The sequence below is a fragment of the Janthinobacterium sp. GMG1 genome (assembly GCF_034427795.1).
Taxonomy (GTDB): domain Bacteria; phylum Pseudomonadota; class Gammaproteobacteria; order Burkholderiales; family Burkholderiaceae_D; genus Janthinobacterium.
The window spans coordinates 39466-55711 of record NZ_JAXQNT010000013.1; the positions used below are offsets into that span (position 1 = coordinate 39466).

Genomic DNA, 16246 nt, shown 5'->3' on the forward strand with positions numbered 1-16246 from the left:
GTCAGGAATCAGCCATCACCCCAGGCGATGGGCGCCTGGCCATGCGCCTGCAGATACGCATTCGCCTGGCTGAATGGCTTGCTGCCAAAGAAACCTTTACTGGCCGACAAGGGAGACGGGTGCGGCGCCGCCAGCACCAGGTGCTTGCCGGGATCGATCAGGGTGCGCTTGGCTTGCGCGTAGCCGCCCCACAGGATGAACACGAGGTGTTCTCGCTCGGCGGACAGGTGGCCGATGGCGCTGTCCGTCAATTTCTCCCATCCCTTGGCCGCGTGCGAACCGGCCGCCCCGGCGCGCACCGTCAGCACGCTGTTGAGCAGGAACACGCCTTGCCCGGCCCAATCGGACAAATCCGTGCGCGTGCGCTCGATACCCACGTCGCTGCGTAATTCCTTGAAGATGTTCTGCAGGCTAGGCTGCGGTGGCGTGCCTTCGGGAATCGAAAAGCACAGCCCCATGGCCGCACCGGGCGTGTGATACGGGTCTTGCCCCAGGATCACGACTTTCACCTGCCCGAACGGCGTCAGGTCGAATGCCCGGAAAATGAGTTTACCGGGAGGACAACCCGGTCCCGCCGCATACTCTTGCTTCACGAAGGCGGCCAGGCGTTCCCAGTAGGGCTGGGCAAACTCGCCCTCCAGCCGCGCCTTCCACGATGCGTCGATGCGTACGTCCATGGCTCCTCCGTCAATCATGTTTTTAAAGCATCATCGATCAGTATAGCGGCGTCACGTCCGGTACCGCGTTACGGTACGGCTAGGCAAAATTTATTTATCGTCGTAGTGATAACGGCACGCGGCCACATAGATGCAGCCCGCGTCGGGCAGGTACACGAGCCGGTGCTGGCGGTCGATGCGGCGCGACCAGAAACCCGTCAGATCGCCTTTCAGCGGTTCCGGCTTGCCCGTGCCCTTGAAGGGGTCGGCCAGGCATTCATCGAGCAAGTCATTGATTTTTTGCAGGATTTTCAGATCGCTCTCTTGCCAGAACAGATAATCTTCCCAGGCATGATCGGTCCAGGCCAGCACGGCGCTGCGCGCCTGCTGCTTGTTCTCAGTCTTCCTGTTTTTCATGCTGCGCCAATAATTCTCGTGGCTGCGCCTTGCCCGCCTTGATCTGCGCCACGGACGCCATCAGGCGACTGGCATTCTTGGCCGTGCCCAGCAAATACAGGGTTTCCTCGATACTGTTGTAGTCCGACAAGGACAGCATCACCACGTGCTCGCCATTCACGCGCGTGATCACCGTGGGGGTATGGTCATTGCAGACGTCGTCCATCACGCTTTTCAGGCCCGCGCGCGCCTCGCTGAAAGTCAGGATATTCATGCCGTGCCACCGCTCCCTTGAAAGTACATGCCAATAATTGTACAGGATGTTGTACATCACCTCAATTAGGCAAAAAAAACCGCCCGGCTAAAGCGGACGGTTTTTGATACAACTCAAGTGCTTAGAAATTCAGCGCCGATTCCACGCCGGCGCTGTGCGCCTGTTCATCCGCATGGTACGAGCTGCGCACCATGGCGCCCACGGCGGCGTGGGTGAAGCCCATTTTATACGCTTCTTCCTCGAACATTTTGAAGACGTCCGGGTGCACGTAACGGCGCACGGGCAGGTGGCTGTTCGATGGCGCCAGGTATTGGCCGATGGTCAGCATGTCGATATCATGCTCGCGCATGTCGCGCATCACTTGCAGGATTTCCTCGTCCGTCTCGCCCAGGCCCACCATGATGCCGGACTTGGTCTTCACGTCCGGGTACATGGCCTTGAAATCCTTCAACAGCTTCAGCGAGTGCATGTAGTCGGAGCCGGGACGGGCTTCCTTGTACAGACGCGGCGCCGTTTCCAGGTTGTGGTTCATGACGTCAGGCAAGCCATCCTTGAACAGGTTCAGGGCTTTTTCCAGGCGGCCACGGAAGTCGGGCACCAGCACTTCGATGCGGGTGTTCGGCGACAGGGCGCGCGTTTGCTGGATGCACTCGACGAAGTGGCCGGCGCCGCCGTCGCGCAAGTCATCGCGGTCGACGGAGGTGATGACGACGTAGTTCAAACGCAGCTTGGCGATGGTTTTCGACAAGTTGGCCGGCTCTTCCTTGTCCAGCGGATCAGGACGGCCATGGCCGACGTCGCAGAACGGGCAGCGGCGCGTGCACTTGTCACCCATGATCATGAAGGTGGCCGTGCCCTTGCCGAAGCATTCGCCAATGTTCGGGCAGCTGGCTTCCTCGCACACCGTGACGAGCTTGTTTTCGCGCAGGATGTCCTTGATTTCATAGAAACGGGTCGAAGCCGAGGCGGCCTTGACGCGGATCCAGTCCGGCTTTTTCAGGCGCTCGACTTGCTCGATCGGAATGATCTTGATCGGGATGCGCGACGTCTTGCTGGCGCCTTTTTGCTTTTCGCTCGGGTTGTACGCTGGAGCGGCAGTAGCGGCGGGGGCGGTGCTGGAAATGGTCTCAGAAGTCATGGCTGCAAGCCCTTGACGGGCATGTTGGTTTGTTTGCTCAGGCATCCGCTGCCTGAGGCGCGCCTGCGGCGCTGTTTACTTCGCTTACATCGAGTAATACGGTCAATTCCTGGGCCAGGGCCCGCTGCACTTCTGCCAGCGGCGCCGAAACGCCCATGCTGCGCATGTCCACCGTCTTCAGACCGGAATAGCCGCAAGGGTTAATCCAGGAAAACGGGGCCAGGTCCATCGCCACGTTGAGCGACACGCCATGGTAGGTGCAGCCGTTGCCGCGCACTTTCAAGCCCAGCGCGGCGATCTTCGCACCCTTGCTTGGTCCGCCGGCAATATAGATGCCAGGCGCGCCATCGATGCGCTCGCCAGCGAGATTATACGCCGCCAGCACGTTGATGATGGCTTGCTCGATTTTATGCACGAACTGGCGCGCATACAGCTTGCCGCCCGGCTTGTTGCGGCGCAAGTCCATCAGCAGGTAAATCACCACCTGGCCGGGACCGTGGAACGTCACTTCGCCGCCCCGGTCCGTCTGCACCACGGGAACATTCTCGGCGCCGGCCAGCAAATGGCCGCGGTCGGCCGCCAGGCCCAAAGTAAATACGGGCGGATGCTCGACGATCCACAGTTCGTCGCGCGTGTCGGTCGTGCGCGCGTCGGTAAAGGCGCGCATGGCGGCAAAGGTCGGCTCGTAATCGACGCGGCCCAGCTCGCGGATCAGCGCCGTTTCGGTGCGGGTGGTGGTCATGACAGATTCTGTAATCAGCTGCCGGCGCCCTGGGGACGCTGCGGCGAAGCCGTGATTATAAGCCAGGCCGCCATTTCATTCCGGGCCGGACTCTGGCAACCACAGCAATCTGCCCAATTTTTGTGCAGCATGGCGTATCTGGGCCCCATTCAGGGCCGTATAGCCGAGCAGCACGGCCGGCGCCAATTTTGCGCTGTGACAAAAATCGCCGAGCGGCTGCAGCGCCAGCCCCTCTTGCGCGGCGCGCGCGCAAAACGCCCGCTCGTCGCTGTCCGGCGGCAGCCACAGCACGCAATGAAAGCCCGCCTGCTGGCCGGAAATGGCGTAGCGGCCGGGGGCCGTCTGCTCGAGGCAGGCCAGCAGCAGGTCGCGCCGCTCCTTGTAGGCCAGCCGCGCCTGACGCAAATGGCGCACGAAGGCGCCATCCTCCATCCAGGCGGCCAGCGCCAGCTGCTCAGTCACCCCGACGGACCTGCCCGTCAACTGCAGCATGCGCAGCAACGGCGGGCGCAAGGCGGGTGGCAGCACCATGAAACCCACGCGCAGGCCGGCAAACAGCGTCTTGTTGAAACTGCCACAGTAAATCACGCGCTGGTACTGGTCCAGCGCCTTCAGGGCCGCCAGCGGCGCGCTCTGGTAATTGAATTCGCTGTCGTAATCGTCTTCCACCACCCAGGCGCCGCTGTCATTCGCCCACTCCAATAACGCCAGGCGGCGCGTGACGGACATGGTCACACCCAGCGGCGACTGGTGCGCCGGCGTCACATACGCGAGGCGGGCATCCGCGTGGGCGGCCAGGGCGGCGCAATCGATGCCCTCGGCATCAACGGCAATGTCGACCGGCACGGCGCCAGCGAGGGCGAACAGGGCGCGCGCGGCCGGATAGCCGGGTTCTTCCAGGCAGACTTTATCGCCATCGCGCACGATGCTGCGCGCCAGCAAGTCGATTGCGTGGCGGATGCCGGTCGTGACGACGATGTCTTGCGGGTCGCAGCGGATGCCGCGGTACTTGGCGAGGAAATCGGCGATCTGCTGACGCAGCTGGGGCAGGCCGGCCGGATCGGCGCTGCACAGCTGCTCCGGCGTGGCGGCGGCCAGCGCCCGCGTGGCGCACTTGGACCAGGCCGCCATGGGAAACAGGCTGGCGTCGGCGCGCCGCGCGACAAACGGCAAGCCGTCGCGCACGCCCGTATCGGACACGGGAACGGGCTCGGAAAATGGCCCGGCCGGGGTGGCATCTGCCAATCCTGCCATCAAGAAGCGTTCCGGCACGACGGCGCACACGCGCGTGCCGGAACCGGGCACGCGCGTCACGTAGGCTTCCGCGTGCAGTCGGTCGAACACGGTTTCGATGGTGCCGCGCGACAACTCCCACCGTTCCGCCAGGGTGCGGCTGGATGGCAAGCGGCTGCCCGCCGGCAGCATCTTCGTCAGGATGGCCGAGCGCAGCGCTTCATACGCGCCATCCTGCTTGTTGACGCCCTCCTTGTCGAGCCAGCTGGTGGGACGAGGCAAGTCCAGGGCGTGCGGTGATTTTCCTCGCGGCATAATAATCGTCCAAGTGGTCCAATGAATTTTCTGATGACTGGCACTTCGCATTACACCACAAACATCCTACTCTCACCGTTCTGGTGCGTCTGCCATTTCTTGCATATCGAAAAACATGAATCAACGAACAACACTTCCCCTGTGGGCCTGGGGCGGCATCGTGCTGCTGCTGGTCTGCCTGTCGCGCATCAGCATCGACATTTATCTGCCGTCGCTGCCGGCCATGGCCGATGCCCTGCATGCCAGCGATGCCCAGTTGCAACTGACCCTGAGCCTGTTCATGGCCGGCTCGGCCGCCTCGATGCTCGCTTGCGGGCCGCTGGCCGACCGCTACGGACGCCGTCCCGTGCTGCTGGCCGGCACGGCCATTTATGTACTCGCCAGCATCGTTTGCAGCGTGACTTCCGACGTGCACGTGCTGATCGCCGCACGCGTGCTGCAGGCGTTCGGCGGCTGCAGCGGCACCATCATCGGCCGGGTCATGGTGCGCGACCGCTTCGATCCCGCCACGCAGGCACGCATGCTGGGGAAAATATCGATGGTGATGGGTTTGTCGCCGATCCTGGCGCCGCTGGCCGGCAGCGTGCTCGACGCGGCGTTCGGCTGGCGCGCCGTGTTTGGCGTGCTGTGTGCGCTGGGCGCGCTGTCGCTGGGGTTGATCGCCGCCTGGGTGCCGGAAACCAAGCCGGCCAGCGTCGTGCCACAAGGTAATACTTTGGCGCTGTACCGCCGCCTGCTGGGCGACGCGTATTTCCTGCGCTATGCGCTGGCCATCGGCTGCGTGTATTGCACGTATTTCCCCTTCATCGCGGAATCATCCGTGCTGCTGCAAAGGGGCATGCACCTGTCGCCGCATGCATATGCGCTGGTGTTCGCGCTGACGGTCAGCGGCTATATCGCGGGATCGAGCCTGTTTCGCGCACTGGGGCCGCGCCTGGGCGCCGATCATATGCTGGGCGTGGCGGTGCTGCTGAATGTAACGGGCGCGGCCAGCCTGTTGCTGGCGGGTACGTTGGCGCCGCAGCACGTGGCGTCGCTGGTGGCGCCGATGCTGCTGGTGATGGTGTCGGTGGGCATGGCCATTCCCGCCTGCCAGCTGGCCGTGCTGCAGCCGTATGGCGACCAGGCGGGCAGCGCCTCGGGCCTGTTCTTCTTCGTGCAGATGGCCATTACGGCCGCCTGCGGCGCCGTCATCGCCGCCATCACGGACGGCAGCGAAAAGCCGCTGCTGTGGGTGACGGCGGCGGCCAGTGGCGCCTTTGCCGCCGTCTGGCTGCTCACGAAGAGCCGGGCCAGCGTGGCGGCAGCCAGCCTTACATGACGATCTTCACCATCGGGTGGCCCGACAGCGCCATGTACAGGGCGTCGAGCTGCTCGCGGCTGATGGCGCGCACGGTGACGGTCAGGCCCGTGTAATTGCCCTTGCCCGATGGACGCTCTTCCATGCGGCCCGCGTGGAAGGTCGGATCGTGGCTGATCACCAGTTCCAGCATGGTCGGCGCGAAGTCGACATGCGTCGGGCCCATGATCTTGATGGGAAAATCGCTCGGGTATTCGATCAGCGATTCGCTGGGAGGAATGATGTGTTCGCTGGGAGGGATGGTTTGCATGGGAATTCCAATCAGTGCCGGTCAGTGCCAAAGGCGTATTGTAGCCAACTTTGGCAGCGCCTGCGCCCCTTGCCATGGCGCCAGGGGCGCGGAAAAAAAAAGCCAGCTTTGTAAGCTGGCGAAAACTATTTCGTTTGGACAAAATAGCCGGAAAATCGGTGCTGTCAGCCGTGAAGGCATTGCGCTGTCTTGCAATGACGTCACTGTAGACAAAACACCGCGGCTTGACCGCTGAAATGTGACGAACTGTCGGTTTGGCGGCTTGAACGTCGATAATCCATGACCGGACGGACAGGCGGCCAGCGCCAGCGGCCCGTTCAGCGTTCCAATTCCTGCATCCGGCCACCGCGGCCGGGAGCGCCGCGCTCATTGGCCCTGTCGTTGGCCCTGTCATTGACCCTTTCTTGATTCCTGGCGCGCGCGGCTGGAGCCGGCATCGGCGGCGCTGCGGGCCGCGGCTGGGCCACCGGCGGCGGGGCAGGCATGGCCGGCAGCGGTGCCGTTTGCAGCACTTCGCGGCGGGGGCCACGTTCTGCGCGATCCGGGCGCGGCGCATCAAAGGGACGCTCGGCGCGGGGCCGGTGCTCGCCACGCCAAGCGGGATGCGCCACCTGATCTTGCACGGGTGGCAAGGCCGGCATCGCCGGTATCAGGGGCTGTTGCGGCTGGGGCGGCTGTGCCGGCACGGGCGGCCGGTTCGGCTGCATGGGACGCGGCGCCAGGTGCGTCTGGCCATCGTCCGTCTGCAGGCGACCGGGGCGGTTGACCCAATCGCGCCGGAACTCCCTGTCGCCGCGCGACGCATCGGAAGGGCGCTGCCAGTTGCCCGCCGGCGCAGGCGGCGTGCTCAAGGGCATGCTTTGCAGCACGGGCGCCGGCATGATGGTGCGGTTGCGGTGTTCGCGCTCACCAGCCACGGGACGGCGCCCCTCGGCCACGCGGTTGAGGCGGCGTTCATACTCTGCGCTGGCGCGGTAGCCGGGCACGTAACGGTCGTGCGGCGACAGGGGAAACCAGCCCACGTCGGGACGCTGGCCGCGGTTCATCCCGTGATTGCCGCCAACCCAGCCCACCAGGGCCGGCGCCCAGGGCACGCGGCCGCGCTCGCGGCCCGGCGCCCAGCCCCAGCGCTGGCCCAGCATTACCCAGCGGCCGTAATGCGAGGGCGCATAGCCCCAGGGTGCATTGTCGACCCAGGTCCAGCCCCATGGCGCGATCCACGTCCAGCGCCCGTCGCTGTACGGCGCCCAGCCGGCCGGCACCGTGCTGGGCAGCCACAGGGGGCCGTATTCCGCATCGTCCTGCCAGGCGCCGTAGCGGTCCAGCTCTTCATACCCTGTCGTATCGTCCGTGACATAGCGCAAGGCCGGCGCGGCGGCGGGCAAGGCTTCGGGCCAATTGTCGAAGGCGATCCGCTGCAAGGCGCCCGTGCGCAATTCTTCGTCCGTCAGTTCGGCGCGCTTGCCGGCACGCAAGGTCACGCTGCCCGTCGCGCCATCCACGTCGGCCGCCCCGTCGAGCACGCTGACGACGCTGGTGCCGGGCTGGCGCCCCGCCTCGATGCGCACCCAGCCCGGCTGGGTCAGGATCACGCGGGCCTGGGCCGTGGTCAGCTCGAAGCCGCGCAGCGCGTCGGGATTGCGCACGCGCACGCTGACCGTGCCATAGCTGAGGTGCAATTTGAAACTGTCGTCATCGAGTTCGCTCACTTCCAGCTCGGAATCGCCATCGAGGCGCACGGCGGCCGCGCCCACGCGCAATTCCGCCAGCGCGCCGCGCATGGTGCTCAAGCGGTTATCCGTCGTGACGGGCCAGTTCAGCAGGGCATTTTGCGCCTCGCCATCGCCGGCGCGCACCAGCACCTGCCCTTCGACGGTGGAAATGCGCCCCACGCGGGTGGGCGGATCTTCGGCCAGGGCCAGGGAGCACGCCGACGACAGCAACACGGCGCACACGGTATTGAGGAAGGGGAAAGACAGGATCGGACGCATGGCAGCGCTCCAGGCAGGACTTACAAGGATGACATGCCCGATTACATCCGCATTGGGCGGGCATCGCAAGCGGGCTTACAAATGTTTGCAACTTGATCTGCCTCAGGACGCCGCCTGGCCACCGCGCTTGACGAAGAACAATGCCGTGCCGACGGCCATCAGCAAGCCGCCAAAGAAGCGGTTCTGCTTTTTCACGGCCTTGGCATCGCGGAAAAAACGCTGCATCGAGGAAGCCAGGAAGGCGTAACTGTGCATGACGATCTGGTCGATCGTGCACATGGTGACGGCCAGGATCAGCAATTGCGGCAGCAGGGGCGAAGTTGGACTGATGAATTGCGGCAATACCGCCACCATGAAAATGATGCCCTTCGGATTCGTCACATTGGTGAGAAAGCCCGTCAGCACGCGCCGGCCCATGGGCGGCACCACGGCGTCGGCGTGCAGCTCACCCGCCACCGCCACCTTGGCGCGCCACTGCGACAGGCCCAGGTAGATCAGATACAGGGCGCCCACCGTCTTGACGATATTGAACGCCACTTCGGAAGCCAGCAGCAAGGAGCCCACGCCGGCGCCGGCGATGCCCAGCACCACCAGCAGCCCCAGCTGCAGGCCGAGAATCGTGGCGCTGGCCTTCTTCACCCCGTACGACAGGCCGTGCGACATCGACAGCACGGCGCCCGAGCCGGGCGAGACGGCGATGATGGAGGCGGCGATGACAAAGGTGATCCAGGTGGCAAAGGACATGCGGTTTCCATAAAAATGATGGTGATGAGCAATTTTAACCCGCTCAGTGCGGCCTTGCCGGCCATCCCTGGGGTAAGATCGCAGTCACGCCTTAGCCACATCGTTCCTTGCCGTACAACTAAGAATAACATCATGAAAAACAACACTTTCCTCGCTCCAATATTCCCTGCCACCACCGTGGGAGCGCGCTGAGATGGCCGGCTCCAGCCTGCTGGCCCTGCTCGACGACATCGCCAGCATCCTCGATGACGTTTCCCTGATGACCAAGGTAGCCGCCAAGAAGACGGCCGGCGTGCTCGGTGACGACCTGGCCCTGAACGCGCAGCAAGTGGCCGGCGTGCGCGCCGAGCGCGAACTGCCCGTGGTGTGGGCCGTCGCCGTCGGTTCGCTGAAGAACAAGGCCATCCTCGTGCCCGCCGCGCTGGCCATCAGCGCGTTTGCGCCGTGGGCCATCACGCCGCTCTTGATGGTAGGAGGCGCCTACCTGTGCTTCGAGGGTTTTGAGAAGATCGCGCATAAGTATTTGCACCCGGACGACAGCCACAAGGCCGAGCTGGCGCAGGCGCTGCGCGACCCGCAGGTCGACCTCGTCGCGCTGGAAAAAGACAAGATCAAGGGCGCCATCCGCACCGATTTCATCTTGTCGGCGGAAATCATCGTCATCGCCCTGGGCACGGTGGCCGCGGCCACCTTCGCCGAGCAGGTGGCCGTCGTCGTCGGCATCGCCCTGCTCATGACGGTGGGCGTGTATGGCCTGGTGGCCGGCATCGTCAAGCTCGATGATGCGGGCTTTTACCTGGCCGCGCGCAAGGGTGCGGGCGCGCTGATGGATGGCGTGCGTGGCTTTGGCCGCATGCTCGTGTCGGCGGCGCCGAAACTGATGAAATTTCTGTCCGTGGTGGGCACCCTGGCCATGTTCATGGTCGGCGGCGGCATCCTGACGCACGGCTGGCCATGGGCCAGCGGCATGCTGCACCATGTGGAAGCCGCCGTCGGCGGCGTGGCCGGCATCGGCCCCGTGCTGGCCGCCGTCACGCCCAGCCTGATCAACGCGGTGGCAGGCCTCATCGCCGGTGGCCTGGTGCTGGCCGGCGTCACGGCCGTGTCGGCTTTGTTGCGCATGATCAAGCCAAGCAAATAGACTTTCTGGTCTGATGGGGCGGCAGGCGCATCCGTGTCTGCCGCCCCGGCCATGCCGGCGGCGCCCGCTACCCATGGAGACCCTATGCATGCTTCCCCTGCCCCACGCCCCAGCAGCGCCTTTATCGGCGCCTCCTGGGCGGCATTGCTGATCGGCATCGTCACCTACCTGTCCGGCCTGTGGAACGCCGGCATGGCCCTCAACGAGAAGGGCTATTACTTCACCATCCTCATGTATGGCCTGTTCGCCGCCATCTCGCTGCAAAAATCCGTACGCGACCGTAACGAAGGCATCGCCGTGACGGGGATATACTTTGGCCTGTGCTGGATTTCCGTGCTGCTGGCCTTGCTGTTATTGACTGTGGGCCTGTGGAACGCTAATCTGCAAAATAGCGAGAAAGGGTTTTATGCGATGGCATTCCTGCTGAGCCTGTTTGCAGCCGTGGCAGTGCAAAAGAATGTGCGCGACGTGGCACGGGCCGCGCCAGCCACCTCTGCCGAGGCGCCGGGAACTTAAACACCAGCGGGGCATCTATTCCTGTATCCATGTCGGGAGAGGATGATGAGCGACCAGCAGAAACGTTTGCAAATGGCACTGGAGGCGGCGCACATGGCGATCTGGGATTCGCGCATCGTCGCTGGCCAGGTCATCGACGGCACGGTCAGCTGGTCGGCCAAGGGCGCCACCTTGCTGGGCCTGGAAGAGCGGGCGCTGACGCAGCCATTCCGCAGCTTTCTCGACTGCGTGCACGCCGGCGACCGCGACAAGGTGATCAAAGTGCTGCAGGACGGCGTGCGCCGGCGTGGCGGCTACGCCCTGCAATACCGCGTCGTCTGGCCCGATGGCAGCGAACACTGGCTGGCGGCCAAGGCGCACATCTTCATGGATGCCGGCGGCCAGCCCGAACGCACCCTGGGCATCATCTGGGATATCACCGAGCACATGGCGCGCGAACTGATGATCGCCGAACGCAAGGAACTGGCCGAAGTGACGCTCAGTTCCATCGGCGACGGCGTCATCACCACCGATCCGTTCGGCAAGACGCGCTACCTGAACCGGGTGGCCGAGCAATTGACGGGCTGGAGCAACGAGCTGGCCCAGGGCCTGGATATCTGGGAAACCCTGAACCTCGTCGATGAACACACGGGAGAGCCGCTCGAACACGTGGCCATCAAATGCTTGCGCCAGCGCCAGGCCATCGGCATTTCCACGCACGCGCAGCTGGTCACGCGCGACGGGCGGCGCATCGCTGTGGAAGAATCCGCCGCGCCCATCTGGTCGCGCAATGGCGACATCCTCGGCGCCGTCGTCGTGTTCCGCGACGTCAGCCACGAGCGCAAGCTGAGCCAGCAATTGTCGTGGCACGCCACGCACGACACCCTGACAGGCCTGATCAACCGGCGCGAATTCGAGCACTTGGTGGCTGGCGCCCTGCACACGGCCAAGCAGGATGGCCACGTGCATGCGCTGCTGTACCTGGACCTGGACCAGTTCAAGGTCATCAACGATACCTGCGGCCATGGCGCCGGCGACGTGCTGCTGCAGCTGCTGGCGAAGATGCTGCAGGCACAAATGCGCGACAGCGACATCCTGGCGCGCCTGGGCGGCGACGAACTGGGCGTGCTGCTGCCGCACTGTCCGCTCGACCACGCGCGCGTCATCGGCGAACAGCTGCGCCAGTCCATCCGCGATTTCCGTTTCGCCTGGGATAGCCGCAGCTTCGAGCTGGGCGTGAGCATCGGCATGGTGGAAATCAGCCAGGACAGCAAGTCCATGAGCGAGCTGCTGAGCGCGGCCGACCAGGCTTGCTACCTGGCCAAGGAGCAGGGCCGCAACCGCATCCATATCTACCAGGAGTCCGACGTCATGCTGGCCCAGCGGCATGGCGAAATGCTGTGGATCTCGCGCCTGAACGAAGCGTTCGCCCACGATTATTTCCGCCTGTACGCCATGCCCATCGTGCACCTGCACGACAGCCAGGAACACCACGACGAAGTGCTGATCCGCATCCGCAACAGCAAGGGCGATTTGATACTGCCCGGCGCCTTCATCCCGGCTGCAGAACGCTACGACATGATGCTGTCCATCGACCGCTGGGTCATCCGTGCCGTCTGTGCGCATATCGAGAGCGTGCGCGACAGCCTGCCGCCTTTGGCCGCGCTGGCGGAAAGCCGGCGCCGCGCACCGGCCCTGTATTCCGTCAACCTGTCGGGCATGTCGCTGGCCGATGCCGGCTTGCACGATTACATCACCGAGCAGTTCGTGCAGTTCGCCATCGCGCCCGAGCAGATCTGCTTTGAAATCACGGAAACGGCCGTCATCGCCAACCTGCCCAAGGCGCAAGTGTTCATGCGCCAGCTCAAGGCCCTGGGCTGCCGCTTCTCGCTCGATGACTTCGGCAGCGGCTTTTCCTCGTTCGGCTACCTGAAAGCGCTGCCCGTCGACTATCTCAAGATCGACGGCGTTTTCGTGCGCGACATCGCCACCAACGCCATCAACCGCGCCATGGTCAAGGCCATCAACGAAGTGGGGCACGTGATGGGCCTCAAAACAGTGGCCGAATACGTGGAAGACGCGGCCACCCTGGCCGTCATCCGCGAACTGGGCATCGACTACGCGCAAGGCTACGCCGTGGGCAACCTGCGGCCGCTGACGGCGGGCGTGGATTAGCCGCCAGCGGCAACCAGTATCTTTAAAGCAATGCCGCATTGCTATCGCTAAATGCGTGCAAGCACGACCAATCTTGAGGATTTTGATCTACATCAATAAATTTGCGCAGGCGACTCCTTACACTGATCTCCATTCTTGCAATCGTGCAAGTCTTACTCACCAATTGCCTATTTAACTGATCAGGAAGCCGCGACCATGCGACAAAATTTGCCAGTGACTAACCGTGAAGTCCTCGTCCTGGACGATCAGGCCATCGTGTCGAAAACGGATATGAACGGCAATATCGTCTATGTGAACCCCTACTTCAGCCAGGTCAGCGGCTTCAGCGAGGCCGAGCTGCTCGGTTCGCCCCAGAACATCGTGCGCCACCCGGACATGCCGGCCGAAGCGTTTGCCGACCTGTGGACCTCGATCCAGGCCGGCACGCCATGGACGGGCCTGGTCAAGAACCGCTGCAAGAACGGCGATTTTTACTGGGTGCGCGCCAACGTCACACCCATCCGCGAAGCGGGCAAGACCATCGGCTACATGTCCGTGCGCGTGAAAGCGGACAAGGACCAGGTCAAGGCAGCCGAAGAAGCCTATGCGGCCATCCGCAACAAGGAAGGCGGCAACATCGTCATCAAGAACGGGCAAATCGTGCGCCCTGGTCTGGCACACCTGCTGCATAACCTGACGCACATGTCGCTCAACCTGCGCATCTGGGCCGCCACCTCCATCGTCAACTGTTTGCAATTGCTGGTGTGCGTCATCAGCCTGTTCGCCAGCGGCGGCAAGATCACCAATTACGCCATCTTCGGCGCCACCCTGTTCGGCTTCCTGATCAACGTTTTCCTCTGGTACACCTTGCGCATGTCCGTGCTCAAGCCGCTGGGCAAGGCCCTGAACGGCGCACGGGCGATTGCCGCCGGCGACCTGTCGGGCAGTTTTGAAACGGAAAGCACGGATGAAGTGGGGCAATTGCTGCGCGCGCTGCAACAGATGAACAGCAATCTGATCGCCACCATCCGCGACGTGCGCATCAACGTGGAAACCATGGCCGTGGCCACCAAGCAAATCGCCGTCGGCAATATGGACCTGTCGGGCCGCACGGAATCGCAGGCCGCCAGCCTGGAAGAGACGGCCTCGAGCATCGAGGAATTCTCGTCGACCGTGAAACAGAATGCGGACAACTCGGTGCAAGCAAATGAACTGGCCGTGGCCGCCTCGAAAGTGGCCGTACAGGGCGGCGAGATCGTTGCCGAAGTGATCACCACCATGGACGAGATCAACACCTCGTCGAAGAAAATCGTCGACATCATCGCCTTGATCGAAGGCATCGCCTTCCAGACCAACATCCTGGCCCTGAATGCGGCCGTGGAAGCGGCGCGCGCCGGCGAGCAGGGCAGGGGCTTCGCCGTCGTGGCAGGCGAAGTACGCAACCTGGCGCAGCGCTCGTCCGTGGCGGCCAAGGATATCAAGCAACTCATTGAAATTTCCGTCGGCAAGGTGGGCGCCGGCATGCTGCAGGTGAACCGCGCCGGCGCCACCATGGAGCAGGTGGTCAGCTCCGTCAAGCAGGTGACGGCCATCATGCAGGAAATTTCCATCGCTTCGCGCGAACAGAGCATCGGCGTCGACCAGGTCAACCAGGCCATCGCCCACATGGACCAGGTGACGCAGCAGAACGCGGCCCTGGTGGAAGAAGCCGCCGCGGCCGCCACACGCCTGGCGGAAGAAGCTGCCAGCCTGTCGCAAGCCGTAAGCCTGTTCAATTTCGGCAAGATGCCGCCACCGCGCCGCGTCGCCATGCCTGGCGGCAAGTCGGGCGCCGCAGGCGCCGCGAACGCCGGCAAACCCGCCATGAAACGCCTGGCCGCCTAAACCTTTCAAGACTTTACACACATCATGCCTACACTACTCAGCAGTGCTTCCGCCGACCTGGACGCCGTCGTCGAATTCGACCCGGTCATCATCGGCAAGATGAGCCAGTCCGGCCCCCGCTACACGTCCTACCCGACCGCCGACCGTTTCAATGCGGAATTTGGCTACGGCAACTTCCTCGAAGCGCTGGCCGCCCTGCGCATGCGCGGCGGCCGCCGTCCGCTGTCGCTGTACGTGCACGTGCCGTTCTGCGACACCCTGTGCTACTACTGCGCCTGCAACAAGATCATCACGAAAGACCGCAGCAAGGCGGCCACCTATCTCAGCTATTTAAAACAGGAAATCGCCATGCAGGGCAAGCTGTTTGCCGGCATGAACCAAATCGAGCAATTGCACTTCGGCGGCGGCACACCGACTTACCTGAGCGAAAAGCAGATGGATGAACTGATGGCGCATTTGCGCCAGCATTTCGAGTTTGCTTCCGATGAAGACGGCGAATATTCGATCGAGATCGACCCGCGCACCGTCTCGCGCGAGCGCGTGTTTTCGCTGCGCGCGCAAGGTTTTAATCGCATCAGCCTGGGCGTGCAGGATTTCGATGCCGACGTGCAAAAGGCCGTCAACCGCATCCAGCCGGAAGCGGAAACGGTGGCCATCATGCAGGCGGCGCGCGACGCCGGTTTCCGCTCGATCAGCATCGACCTGATCTATGGCTTGCCGAAACAGAACCTGGAAACGATGACGGAAACCCTGCGCAAGGTGATCAACGCCAGCCCCGACCGCATCGCCCTGTACCACTACGCGCACATGCCGCATTTGTTCAAGCCGCAGCGCCGCATCCTCGACGCCGACATGCCCGACAGCGCCACCAAGCTGGCCATGCTGGGCCTGTGCATCGCGCGCCTGACGGCCGCCGGCTATGTCTACATCGGCATGGACCATTTCGCCAAGCCGACGGACGATCTGGCCGTGGCACAGCGCCAGGGCCGTTTGCACCGCAACTTCCAGGGCTATTCGACGCGCGCGGAGGCGGACCTGATCGCCTGCGGCGTATCGGCCATCAGTTCCGTCGGCGCCGTCTACAGCCAGAATGAAAAGACGCTGGACGCATACTACGAAAAACTCGACGAAGGCGTGCTGCCGATCGCGCGCGGCATCAAGCTCGATACGGACGATTTATTGCGCCGTATCATCATCCAGATGCTGATGTGCAATTTCGAATTGTCGATCGCCACCATCGAGCAAGCGCACCCCGTGAAATTCCGCAGCTATTTCGCCGCCGAACTGGACAAGCTGCGCGAACTGGCGCGCGACGGTTTGCTCGTCATCGAGGAAGACTGGCTGACGGTGACGCCGAAAGGGCGCTTGTTGATCCGCAATATCTGCATGGTCTTCGACCGCTACCTGACCCTGGCGCGCGCCAACACGGCGCCGGACGCGGTGCAGCCGCTGCGCTACTCGAAAACGGTGTAG

Annotated in this window: 15 protein-coding genes; 6 read left to right on the top strand and 9 right to left on the bottom strand. The window is 63.5% G+C overall.

Annotated features, from left to right (window positions below):
- Window positions 1-8: 8 nt before the first annotated feature.
- The 6 genes from ung to SJI03_RS25325 all read right to left on the bottom strand — a co-directional run bounded on the left by ung (window position 9) and on the right by SJI03_RS25325 (window position 4754).
- Window positions 9-677, bottom strand: a complete 669-nt coding sequence (ung, locus tag SJI03_RS25300) for a uracil-DNA glycosylase (protein ID WP_322429040.1) — start codon at window positions 675-677, stop codon at window positions 9-11.
- A gap of 90 nt (window positions 678-767) precedes the next feature.
- Entirely contained in the window at window positions 768-1073 is a 306-nt protein-coding gene (locus tag SJI03_RS25305; protein WP_099377619.1) for a Txe/YoeB family addiction module toxin, read from the bottom strand.
- Window positions 1054-1326: a type II toxin-antitoxin system Phd/YefM family antitoxin gene (locus SJI03_RS25310; protein WP_099377620.1), complete on the bottom strand. Its 273-nt coding sequence runs from the start codon at window positions 1324-1326 to the stop codon at window positions 1054-1056. Before SJI03_RS25310 ends, SJI03_RS25305 begins: the two co-directional genes overlap by 20 nt.
- Window positions 1327-1447: 121 nt before the next feature.
- Window positions 1448-2464 (bottom strand): lipoyl synthase, encoded by a 1017-nt coding sequence (lipA, locus tag SJI03_RS25315; RefSeq protein WP_034782748.1) that lies wholly within the window; start codon window positions 2462-2464, stop codon window positions 1448-1450.
- A gap of 37 nt (window positions 2465-2501) precedes the next feature.
- The gene (gene lipB, locus SJI03_RS25320; RefSeq protein ID WP_035823263.1) at window positions 2502-3206 is read right to left on the bottom strand and encodes a lipoyl(octanoyl) transferase LipB; all 705 of its coding nucleotides are present in this window, start codon (window positions 3204-3206) and stop codon (window positions 2502-2504) included.
- Window positions 3207-3281: 75 nt separating this feature from the next.
- Window positions 3282-4754 (bottom strand): PLP-dependent aminotransferase family protein, encoded by a 1473-nt coding sequence (locus tag SJI03_RS25325; protein WP_322429041.1) that lies wholly within the window; start codon window positions 4752-4754, stop codon window positions 3282-3284.
- Between the two features lie 115 nt (window positions 4755-4869).
- Here SJI03_RS25325 and SJI03_RS25330 point away from each other — a divergent pair, with 115 nt between their 5' ends.
- Window positions 4870-6075, top strand: a complete 1206-nt coding sequence (locus SJI03_RS25330; RefSeq protein ID WP_322429042.1) for a multidrug effflux MFS transporter — start codon at window positions 4870-4872, stop codon at window positions 6073-6075.
- On the opposite strand, the gene SJI03_RS25335 is transcribed toward SJI03_RS25330, so the two are convergent.
- The 3 genes from SJI03_RS25335 to SJI03_RS25345 all read right to left on the bottom strand — a co-directional run bounded on the left by SJI03_RS25335 (window position 6068) and on the right by SJI03_RS25345 (window position 9099).
- Entirely contained in the window at window positions 6068-6364 is a 297-nt protein-coding gene (locus tag SJI03_RS25335) for a DUF493 family protein (RefSeq protein ID WP_099377623.1), read from the bottom strand. The genes SJI03_RS25330 and SJI03_RS25335 overlap by 8 nt on opposite strands.
- Before the next feature lie 317 nt (window positions 6365-6681).
- Entirely contained in the window at window positions 6682-8355 is a 1674-nt protein-coding gene (locus SJI03_RS25340) for a DUF6600 domain-containing protein (RefSeq protein WP_322429043.1), read from the bottom strand.
- 102 nt (window positions 8356-8457) lie between these two features.
- Window positions 8458-9099: a LysE family transporter gene (locus tag SJI03_RS25345; RefSeq protein WP_099377625.1), complete on the bottom strand. Its 642-nt coding sequence runs from the start codon at window positions 9097-9099 to the stop codon at window positions 8458-8460.
- Window positions 9100-9292: 193 nt separating this feature from the next.
- Between SJI03_RS25345 and SJI03_RS25350 the strand changes: the two genes are divergently transcribed.
- The 5 genes from SJI03_RS25350 to hemN all read left to right on the top strand — a co-directional run bounded on the left by SJI03_RS25350 (window position 9293) and on the right by hemN (window position 16246).
- The gene (locus SJI03_RS25350; RefSeq protein ID WP_099377626.1) at window positions 9293-10240 is read left to right on the top strand and encodes a DUF808 domain-containing protein; all 948 of its coding nucleotides are present in this window, start codon (window positions 9293-9295) and stop codon (window positions 10238-10240) included.
- An 84-nt stretch (window positions 10241-10324) separates the two neighbouring features.
- A complete protein-coding gene (gene yiaA / locus SJI03_RS25355) occupies window positions 10325-10756 on the top strand; it encodes an inner membrane protein YiaA (protein WP_322429044.1) in 432 nt (143 codons plus the stop codon).
- Between the two features lie 45 nt (window positions 10757-10801).
- Window positions 10802-12910 (top strand): EAL domain-containing protein, encoded by a 2109-nt coding sequence (locus SJI03_RS25360; RefSeq protein WP_322429045.1) that lies wholly within the window; start codon window positions 10802-10804, stop codon window positions 12908-12910.
- Between the two features lie 195 nt (window positions 12911-13105).
- The gene (locus SJI03_RS25365) at window positions 13106-14773 is read left to right on the top strand and encodes a PAS domain-containing methyl-accepting chemotaxis protein (RefSeq protein ID WP_099377629.1); all 1668 of its coding nucleotides are present in this window, start codon (window positions 13106-13108) and stop codon (window positions 14771-14773) included.
- Between the two features lie 24 nt (window positions 14774-14797).
- A complete protein-coding gene (gene hemN, locus SJI03_RS25370) occupies window positions 14798-16246 on the top strand; it encodes an oxygen-independent coproporphyrinogen III oxidase (protein ID WP_099377630.1) in 1449 nt (482 codons plus the stop codon).

Bases quoted from the DNA above. Each gene is read 5' to 3' on its own strand.
- ung (WP_322429040.1), bottom strand. From the start codon at position 677: ATGGACGTACGCATCGACGCATCGTGGAAGGCGCGGCTGGAGGGCGAG.
- lipB (WP_035823263.1), bottom strand. From the start codon at position 3,206: ATGACCACCACCCGCACCGAAACGGCGCTGATCCGCGAGCTGGGCCGC.
- SJI03_RS25365 (WP_099377629.1), top strand. From the start codon at position 13,106: ATGCGACAAAATTTGCCAGTGACTAACCGTGAAGTCCTCGTCCTGGAC.
- SJI03_RS25345 (WP_099377625.1), bottom strand. From the start codon at position 9,099: ATGTCCTTTGCCACCTGGATCACCTTTGTCATCGCCGCCTCCATCATC.
- SJI03_RS25335 (WP_099377623.1), bottom strand. From the start codon at position 6,364: ATGCAAACCATCCCTCCCAGCGAACACATCATTCCTCCCAGCGAATCG.
- lipA (WP_034782748.1), bottom strand. From the start codon at position 2,464: ATGACTTCTGAGACCATTTCCAGCACCGCCCCCGCCGCTACTGCCGCT.
- SJI03_RS25310 (WP_099377620.1), bottom strand. From the start codon at position 1,326: ATGAATATCCTGACTTTCAGCGAGGCGCGCGCGGGCCTGAAAAGCGTG.
- SJI03_RS25330 (WP_322429042.1), top strand. From the start codon at position 4,870: ATGAATCAACGAACAACACTTCCCCTGTGGGCCTGGGGCGGCATCGTG.
- SJI03_RS25360 (WP_322429045.1), top strand. From the start codon at position 10,802: ATGAGCGACCAGCAGAAACGTTTGCAAATGGCACTGGAGGCGGCGCAC.
- SJI03_RS25350 (WP_099377626.1), top strand. From the start codon at position 9,293: ATGGCCGGCTCCAGCCTGCTGGCCCTGCTCGACGACATCGCCAGCATC.
- hemN (WP_099377630.1), top strand. From the start codon at position 14,798: ATGCCTACACTACTCAGCAGTGCTTCCGCCGACCTGGACGCCGTCGTC.
- SJI03_RS25325 (WP_322429041.1), bottom strand. From the start codon at position 4,754: ATGCCGCGAGGAAAATCACCGCACGCCCTGGACTTGCCTCGTCCCACC.
- SJI03_RS25340 (WP_322429043.1), bottom strand. From the start codon at position 8,355: ATGCGTCCGATCCTGTCTTTCCCCTTCCTCAATACCGTGTGCGCCGTG.
- yiaA (WP_322429044.1), top strand. From the start codon at position 10,325: ATGCATGCTTCCCCTGCCCCACGCCCCAGCAGCGCCTTTATCGGCGCC.
- SJI03_RS25305 (WP_099377619.1), bottom strand. From the start codon at position 1,073: ATGAAAAACAGGAAGACTGAGAACAAGCAGCAGGCGCGCAGCGCCGTG.